This window comes from Pseudoroseomonas cervicalis ATCC 49957, from assembly GCF_000164635.1.
Lineage (GTDB): Bacteria > Pseudomonadota > Alphaproteobacteria > Acetobacterales > Acetobacteraceae > Pseudoroseomonas > Pseudoroseomonas cervicalis.
In genome coordinates, this window is record NZ_GG770777.1 from 1,427,591 (window position 1) to 1,435,898 (window position 8,308).

The 8,308-nt window shown below is 65.7% G+C and carries 7 protein-coding genes; all 7 read left to right on the forward strand.

The genetic code is table 11. The annotated features are described in order from the left end of the window. On the forward strand, positions 1-602 hold a 602-nt coding region (locus tag HMPREF0731_RS06200; protein WP_007003195.1), incomplete at its 5' end, for a phosphotransferase. After that, the gene (gene rnhA / locus HMPREF0731_RS06205) at positions 592-1,095 is read left to right on the forward strand and encodes a ribonuclease HI (protein ID WP_007003196.1); all 504 of its coding nucleotides are present in this window, start codon (positions 592-594) and stop codon (positions 1,093-1,095) included. The genes HMPREF0731_RS06200 and rnhA, both read left to right, overlap by 11 nt. Before the next feature lie 652 nt (positions 1,096-1,747). Continuing rightward, the gene (locus tag HMPREF0731_RS06210) at positions 1,748-3,640 is read left to right on the forward strand and encodes a DNA methyltransferase (protein WP_007003197.1); all 1,893 of its coding nucleotides are present in this window, start codon (positions 1,748-1,750) and stop codon (positions 3,638-3,640) included. Further along, positions 3,637-5,718 carry an SAM-dependent methyltransferase gene (locus HMPREF0731_RS06215; RefSeq protein WP_007003198.1) on the forward strand — a complete coding sequence of 694 codons (2,082 nt, stop codon included), beginning with the start codon at positions 3,637-3,639 and terminating at the stop codon, positions 5,716-5,718. Before HMPREF0731_RS06210 ends, HMPREF0731_RS06215 begins: the two co-directional genes overlap by 4 nt. Positions 5,719-5,834: 116 nt before the next feature. After that, entirely contained in the window at positions 5,835-6,863 is a 1,029-nt protein-coding gene (locus HMPREF0731_RS23590; RefSeq protein ID WP_478212666.1) for a phospholipase D family protein, read from the forward strand. 76 nt (positions 6,864-6,939) lie between these two features. Next, positions 6,940-7,893 carry a DNA N-6-adenine-methyltransferase gene (locus HMPREF0731_RS23075; protein ID WP_007003200.1) on the forward strand — a complete coding sequence of 318 codons (954 nt, stop codon included), beginning with the start codon at positions 6,940-6,942 and terminating at the stop codon, positions 7,891-7,893. A gap of 60 nt (positions 7,894-7,953) precedes the next feature. Next, a partial coding sequence (locus tag HMPREF0731_RS25045) for a hypothetical protein (RefSeq protein WP_007003201.1) occupies positions 7,954-8,308 on the forward strand: 355 nt, incomplete at its 3' end.

The window sequence follows — 8,308 nt, forward strand, 5'->3', positions numbered from 1 at the left end:
TGGCCGGGCTGCACGCCGCCGGCGAGGGCTTCCGGGCCGAGCGCGCCAACTCCCTCGGCCCCCGCGCCTGGGCGCCGCTGCTGGAGCGCTGCCGCGCCGGGGGCGACGCGGTGCAGGAGGGGCTGGTGGCCGAGCTGGACGGGCACCTCTCCGGCATCCTGGCGGCCTGGCCGCAGGGCCTGCCGCGCGGCCACATCCATGCCGACCTGTTCCCGGACAATGTGTTCTTCCTGGAATCGGAGCGTGGCGCGCCGCGCGTCTCCGGCCTGATCGACTTCTACTTCGCCTGCACCGACGCCCTGGCCTACGACCTGGCGATCTGCCTGAACGCCTGGTGCTTCGAGCCGGACCTGTCCTTCAACGTGACCAAGGCGCGGGCGATGATCGGCGCCTACCAGGCGCTGCGCCCGCTCTCCGCCATGGAGATCGAGGCGCTGCCGGTGCTGTGCCGCGGCGCCGCCATGCGCTTCCTGCTGACCCGGCTCTACGATTGGACCCACACCCCGCCCGGCGCCATGGTCACCCGCAAGGACCCGCTGGAATACCTCAAGCGCCTGCGCTTCCACGCCGAGGCCCGGGACGCCGCCGCCTATGGCCTCTGACACGCCGCAGGACGGGGCAGCGCCGCGCCTCGTGGAAATCTGGACGGATGGCGGCTGCAAGCCCAATCCCGGCCCTGGCGGCTGGGCCGCCATCCTGCGCTATGGCGAGGCGGAGAAGGAGCTCTCCGGCTACGACCCCGCCACCACCAACAACCGCATGGAGCTGACCGCCGCCATCATGGCGCTGGAGAGCCTGAAGCGGCCCTGCACGGTGGTGCTGCACACCGACAGCGAATATGTGCGCAACGGCATCAGCCGCTGGGTGCATGGCTGGGTGCGCAACAACTGGCGCAACGCGGCCAAGGATCCGGTCGCGAATTACGAGCTGTGGCAGCGCCTGCTGGCCGCCGCCAAGCCGCACAAGGTGGAATGGCTCTGGGTGCGCGGCCATGCCGGCGACCCGATGAACGAGCGCGCCGACCAGCTGGCCACCGCGGCGCGGCTGGCGGAGGGCGCGGGCGGCGTGTCGGGAATACCAAAGCGTGGCCATTAAACCCATACCTTGTCCGCAGAAAAGGTAAGTAGTCCACGGCAGGAAGGCATGTCCCTGGCATGCGCCTATAGGACGAAAGCCAGAAGAAGGCGGGGCGCCTAGGCGTTAACTGGCAGGCGCAGAGCAGTCCCCAGAAGCATCGGGGCATTGTGGCAAAGTTCTCGCGCGTCAAGAGATGCCCACCTTCACTGCCTGGAGCGTAGATTTGGCGCTCCAGCCACCCGTAACGGGGCGCGAATCCAGAGTTTCTTACCTCGGCCAACTCGATGGGCGAGCGGCGGCGCTGGAACACCGCGTGCCAAGCCGAACGCGCCGTTCCTGGCTATGGTGTCTGCGGTGTCCCAGCGGGTGCTGGCCGCCAGAGGCCGGGAACCGTCAGGCAGGAAGCAGGTCGCTCGGTAGGCGGAATGCCTGTGGGGCTATGGGCAAGCACCAGAGGCATTCAGCCGAACCAAACTCCGCCCGCTTCAGAGGCTAGGCAGCGCCAAACGGCGGGATCACCGACAAGGATTTCTGCTAAGCAGGTTGCCAATTAGGGCTTCGGCGTTGTCAGGGTGCACGATATCCTTGCGCCGATGACGTGAGTCGCTCGGCCGGGTCGGCCTTTCTGGTTTACTCAGGAGCAGCGACGCACCTAAGGGCCGACAGGGGCATGGAAGTGATGCTGGATGCTACGTCTGTCCTTGGCGCCTCCCACGACGTGGCGAAGGAAAACGGCTTGGCCGACATGGGGACTGGACGGCTATCGCCGGAACTAAACCGCCTTTACGCCGCGCCCCTGCCTGCGTCCCGAAAGGGCGCCCTGTACAATGCGTTCTCCTATCCCACCAAGATTTCGCCGGAAGCGATCGCCCTATTCCTTGCCGTCCACACGAAGCCTGGTGACACCGTGCTCGACACGTTCGGGGGCAGCGGGACGACGGGTCTCGCAGCCCTGCTGTGTGACCGGCCGACCGCGACCATGCGGGAGATGGCGGCCAACGCGGGCGTTGAACCTGCATGGGGGCCACGGAACGCCGTCATCCAGGAAGTGGGCGCCCTGGGCTCGTTCGTGGCGGCAGGCTTGTGCTCCCCTCCCGATCCGGCCGCCTTCGACGCGGCTGTGGCATCGCTGCTCGATCGGGTGGAGCGAGACTTAGAGGGGCTCTACTCGGCGCGTGACCCGGAAGGGAATCTGGGCACCATCCGGCACGTCATCTGGACCGAATTCCTCGTCTGCCCCGGTTGCCGGGCCGAAACCTCCTTCTGGAGGGCCGCGGTCCGTTTCAGCCCACTTCGGATGCTCGACGCCTTCAGGTGCGAGCACTGCGGTCACGAGGCACCGATGGACACCGTGGAACGGGCGACGGAGACGGTCTACGACCCGTTGCTCCAAGAAGATGTCCCATCCAGGAAGCGGCGGCCCGCCCGCGTGCACGGCGTCACCAACGGCCGAAACTGGCAGCGTGATGCCCTCGAGGACGATGAGCGGCGGATTTCCGAGATCAGCCGCCTGCCGATGCCAGCCGGTGCACCGGTCTCTCGCATCGCGTGGGGTGAACTCTTCCGGTCCGGCTATCACACCGGAATCACCCACCTCCACCACTTCTACACGCGGCGCAATTTTCTCGCACTCGCAAAGCTATGGCAGGCCGCGGACGGTGGAGACGAGAGCCTCCGCAATGCGCTGAAGCTACTCATCCTCAGCTACAACGGTCCGCATGCCACCATGATGACGCGGGTCGTGGTGAAGAAGGACCAGCGGGATTTCGTCCTGACTGGTGCCCAGAGCGGCGTTCTCTATGTCAGTGGGCTACCCGTCGAGAAGAACATCTTCGAGGGCCTGCGCCGGAAGGCCAAGACCATCCGGGATGCCTTCACCCTCGTCCACGGGAGCCGGAGTTCAGTCCGTGTTGTCAGAGGCAGCAGCACGCACCTCGACCTGCCGGATGCAAGCGTCTCGTACGTGTTCACCGACCCGCCCTTTGGCGACTACATCCCCTATGCTGAGGTGAACCAGATCAGCGAGGCGTGGCTGGGGAAACTCACCGACCGCAGCGAGGAAATCGTCATCAGTCCGTCTGGCGGGAAGTCGGTCGAGACCTACGGCCGCATGATGGCAGACGTGTTCGCTGAGATTGCACGTGTGCTGAAGCCCGAAGGAAAGGCCACCGTCGTCTTCCACTCCGCCAAGGCGGATGTCTGGCAGGCGCTGGCTCGGGCCTACTCCCAGGCGGGGCTGAGCGTCGAAGCGACCAGCGTCCTCGACAAGCTGCAGGATTCCTTCAAACAGGTGGTCTCGACGGTGGCCGTGAAGGGGGACCCCCTTCTCCTGCTGCGCAAAGCGGGCGGTTCTCCGACGGAGGCTCCCGAGACGACTGCCTCAATCCTTGCTGATGTTCTGCAGGGCATCTCGCCCGAAGCCACGGCATCGGTCGCAAAGGAGCGGTCGGCCGAGCGGCTCTTCTCGTTGTTCGTGGGGCGATGCCTGGCGGCAGGTGTCCCTGTCCACATGGACGCGGACGCCTTCTACGCAGAAGTCCGACGCCGCCAGGCCGCGGCATGAAGGGCACCTCCGTCTCAGAGAATGCCGGGCCTTCTGCGGCAGATGCTCGCAGGAAGCGCCTGGGGCAGTACTTCACGGGCGTGCCGCTTGCGCGGCTGCTCGCGAGCCTTGCTGGTGCCAAGAGCGCCCGTTCGGTCATCGATCCGTTCTCCGGCTCGGGCGACATGCTTGCCGCGGCAGCCTCGATCGGAAAGCCGGACCTGGTTGCGGGACTTGAGATTGACCCTCCGGCATTCGGTCAGGCCCAAGCGCGCCTGAACGGAAGAGCCAACGGGCGTACTGCGCTCGTTCTCGGGGATGCCTTCAGCCACACCACCCTTCGTCAGCTTCCGCACACCAGCTTCGACTTGGTGATCACCAACCCGCCGTATGTTCGCTACCAGAGCCTCGCCCATCCGCAGAAGGGGGAAGTCGTCCTGCCGAATGCGGTGCGGGTCAGAACTGGGCTGATCGAGATGCTGCGGGCGCCTGACCTCTTTCCTCACCTCGATCAGGAAGACCGCGACCTGCTGGTTAGCCTTGCGTCGGGCTACTCCGGGCTTGCAGACCTCGCCGTCCCTGCCTGGATGCTGAGCGCGGCACTGACGCGGCCGGGCGGCCAACTGGCCATGGTGGTGCCGGAGTCTTGGCTCTCTAGGGACTACGCGCAGATCGTCCACTACCTGCTGCTCCGCTGGTTCCGGATCCGCCACATCGTGGAGGACGCGCATGCTGCGTGGTTCTCGAACGCGCTGGTACGAACGACCTTGATGGTCGCTGACCGGGTGTCTCGACGAACTTCGGCATTCGGTTGGGCTGGCGAGAGTTTTCTGAAGACGTCAGTCCGCGCCTGCGCCGCGTCGGAAGTGAGCGTGGTTGGGCGGGCTTTCCCGAGACGGCGAGACCCGGATGCGGCGTTCGCGACGGCGCTCAAGGATGCATCGTCGGCGGAGCACACGGTCTCTGAACCATTCTGGGAGGCCCATCGCATTCCGCTCGCCGCCAAGTCTGCAAACCTGCGGGCGGCGAGTGTTGGGGAGGCCTGGCTCCGAGAGGTTGAACCAGTCGTCGCGGCACGGGTTGGAGATGCGCCCGCATCGTCAGTGTTCATGCCGGAGCAACTCCGACGGTGGCTGGGGAGCAAGACTGAGCGGGCCTTCGTCTCGCTGAAGGACCTCGGCTTCGAAGTCGGTCAAGGACTTCGGACCGGAGCCAACAGCTTCTTCTATGTGGACCTGATCTCCGCAGGAAAGCGCGGCGCCAAGGTGCGTCTGGCCGACGGCACCGGTGAGGTGTCCGGCGTGCCGCTCGACTGCATTCTTCCGGTGATCAGGTGGCAGGAAGAACTGGATGACTCCTTTGCCATCGAGCCTGCATCTCTGCCTGGCAGAGTCCTGATGCTTGAGCGACGTGCTTTGCCGGAGGACATCGAGGACCAGACGCCCCCTCTCGCAGTTCGCCGAGCCGCGTTGGCCGCATACAAGCCAATGACGAGTGGCCTAGCAGATCACGTGCGTTTGGTGTCGCGCAGCAAGGTTCCCGGCATGTCGGCCGTCAAGCCAAACGTCCGCGCGGGGCGCGAGGGCAAGGACGGCTCACCGGCCTCGCCGCCTCGCTGGTGGTACATGCTGCCGCCGCTCGCCAGCCGACACCGGCCCGACATCTTCATTGGGCGCGTGAACAACAAGGTTCCGCGCGCCATTCTCAATCCCGGGCGTCAGGCGGTTGTGGATGCGAATTTCTCGTCGGTTTGGAGTCCGTCACACCAAGACCGAGTCCTTGCCGCGCTCGCGCTCCTGAACAGCGCTTGGTGCGGGGCAGCGATGGAGTGCATGGGCGCCGTCATGGGCGGCGGTGCCCTGAAGCTAGAGGCGACCCACTTGGCCAGACTTCCACTCCCGCCATTGCCGGACGATGCGTGGCGCCGCCTCGGCGAACTTGGTGCGGCGTTGGCGTCTGGCCGCGAGGTCATGGCGACCTGCGGCTCAATCGATGCTCTTGTCACGACGATTGTTACGGGTGAACAATCGGAGGCCGAGGTGACCGCACTTAGGAATCTGCGAGATCAGCAGAGGGCCAAGCGCAGCCACAGAGAATAGCCTCAAGACATTGCGGTCATCCGCCAAGGAAAATAAAGAGAGCTCCGGGGGGGGATATGCTCGTAGTGCAAAATGCTGCTGAGCCAGCTTCTATGCGTCATGCGATTGTAGATTTGATGAGGGAGCCGACGGAGGTGAGGATTGCCTCCGCCTACGTGACGCGCGGTGGCTGTGACATCTTGCTGGACTCTCTGCGCGCCGCAGTAAGTGCGGCACGGTTCCAGGCTATGCCGAAAGTACTGATTACGTCTTTCGATTTCGGCCTTACGGAACCGCAGGCACTTCGAGCCTGGAAGTCCCTTCCCAACGCCAGTCTCCGGGTGGCTGGTTCTGAAGGCATACCGCGCGGGTCGCTCCTGCCCTCGAGGGCATACCACCCGAAACTCTACGCCTTCGGTCGAGATGACGGGACGTATGGCGTTCTGGTCGGCTCGGCGAACCTTACTGCTCGCGGCTTCAGTATCAACAGCGAGGCTGCGTGGTCGTCGCAACTCTCCCAAGAGCAGATCGCCGCCGCGTTCCTGAAGGCAGAGTTCGGCACGGTCCCGGCGGACGATGACCTCATCACCGCCTACGAGGCACTACGTGCCGCCCGTCCTGCACCTCCGGAAGTTGCGCGAGAGGCACTCCGCGTTGAAGTTCCAGTCCCGCAGAACGCCGCGATGTTGCCCTGGTTTGGTGACGAGGTGGCTCAAGGACGCCTAGTGCCAGCCAATTTCGGCAGCATGTGGATACAAGCTGCGCGCCTCCAAGGAGGCTCGCGGAATCAACTTGAGCTGCCACGAGGTGGTAACAAGTTCTTCGGGTTCAATTTCAATTACCATCACCTCGACGACAACATCCGAATCGGAGAAGTGCGGCTCAGAAGCGGAGCCATGGAATGGCCAGATTGTGTCGTTGCGTGGCACGGCCAGATTAACGAGATGGAGCGAATCAATCTTCCAACTCGCTTCAAGGGCGGGTTCGAATACGAAAATACGTGCATCATGTTCAGACGATTGGAGAACGACGTTTTTGAATTGATTGTGGCTCCGTGGGATTCTGATTTGAGTCGATCCTGGCGCCAAGCATCGGCAGACCGCAACTTGACTTTCCGCCTTGGCAAGCGGGCCCGTGCCACGGGAAGACTCGTTGGCGTTCTGTAGGAGCATCGAATGGGCTGCGTGGGCGCTGCGCCACTCCCGGAACTCGCCTCAGAAACGCTCATAATCCTGGGCAGGAATGACGCAGAAACGCTCCGATTTCTCCCGGCTCGGCCCCGTGCTCCGGCAGGCCCGCCGGGAGGCCCGGCTCACCCAGGCCGCACTTGCCGCGCTGGCCGGGTGCAGCGCACGCAGCCTGTGGCAGGCCGAGCGCGGCCAGGGGCACATCGACACGTTCCTCCGCCTCGTCGCAGCCCTCGGCCTGGAGACCACCGGCCGCTCCCTGCCGCCAAGTGACCACCTCGGCAGCCGCCTGCGCGCGCTTCGGCTTCGTCTCGGCGCCAGCCTCCGCGAGGTGGCCGCCAACGCGGGTGTCAGCCCGAACACCCTGGCAGCCATCGAGGGGGGCAGCCCTGGCCACCTGGCGGCGGTGGAGCGCGTGGCAGACGCGCTGGGCGCCGGGCTGGCCCTCGGCCGCTCGGGCACGACGCCATCCTTCCTGAACACGGCTGCTTTCTCCTCGGCCTACGAAGCTTGGGCCACGCCCCCGGACCTCCTGGAGCGCCTCTACGCGGCGGTGGGCAGCATCGACCTGGACCCCTGCTCGCCGGGCAAGCTGCGCTCGCGCGTCAAGGCACCCAGGCATTTCACAGAGCGCGACGACGGGCTTGCCCAAGAGTGGAGCGGCAAGGTCTACATGAACCCGCCCTACGGCAGGACGATCGGCGCGTGGACGACCAAGGCGCGCGTCGAGGTGACAGCAGGGCGAGCGGAGTGCGTCGTCGGGTTGGTTCCGGCCCGGACGGACACCCGATGGTGGCACGCCGATGTTGCCGGGCATGCCCACGTCTGGCTTCTCAAGGGCAGGCTGGCCTTCGGGGACGGCAGCACCCCGGCGCCGTTTCCGAGCGCGCTACTCCTGTGGGGAGGCAATGCCCCCACTATCGCTGAGATGTCGGCTTCGTTCCCGGACGCGCAGCATATCCCGGCGCGTCACCGCTCGCCCGATGGGGCGAAGCGCGAAGCCGCCTGACGTCGAATCCTTGGCGATGCCCACCGCGTCCTTCAGAAAGCGGGCCCTGGGAGGGGAGCCATGGGCCAGAGGGTCACCCGGCAGGAACTCTACGACCTCGTCTGGTCGGAGCCGCTGACGAAGCTGGCGGGGAGGTTCGAGATCTCGAACGTGGCCTTGGCGAAGGCGTGCGACCGCATGGCCGTGCCGGTGCCGCCCCGGGGCTACTGGGCGCGGAAGGCGGTGGGCAAGACGGACGTCCGGCCGAAGCTGCCGCCGCGGCCTCCGGGCCTCGACGATGAGACCGTGGTCGGGGGCGGCCCATACTGGCGCTACCAAGCCTGGGCGCGCCCGAGCGACGAAGAACTCCTCGGCCCGATCCCGCCCGAGCCGACCTTCGACGAGCCGATGGAAGCCGTCCGCGCCCGTGTGGAGG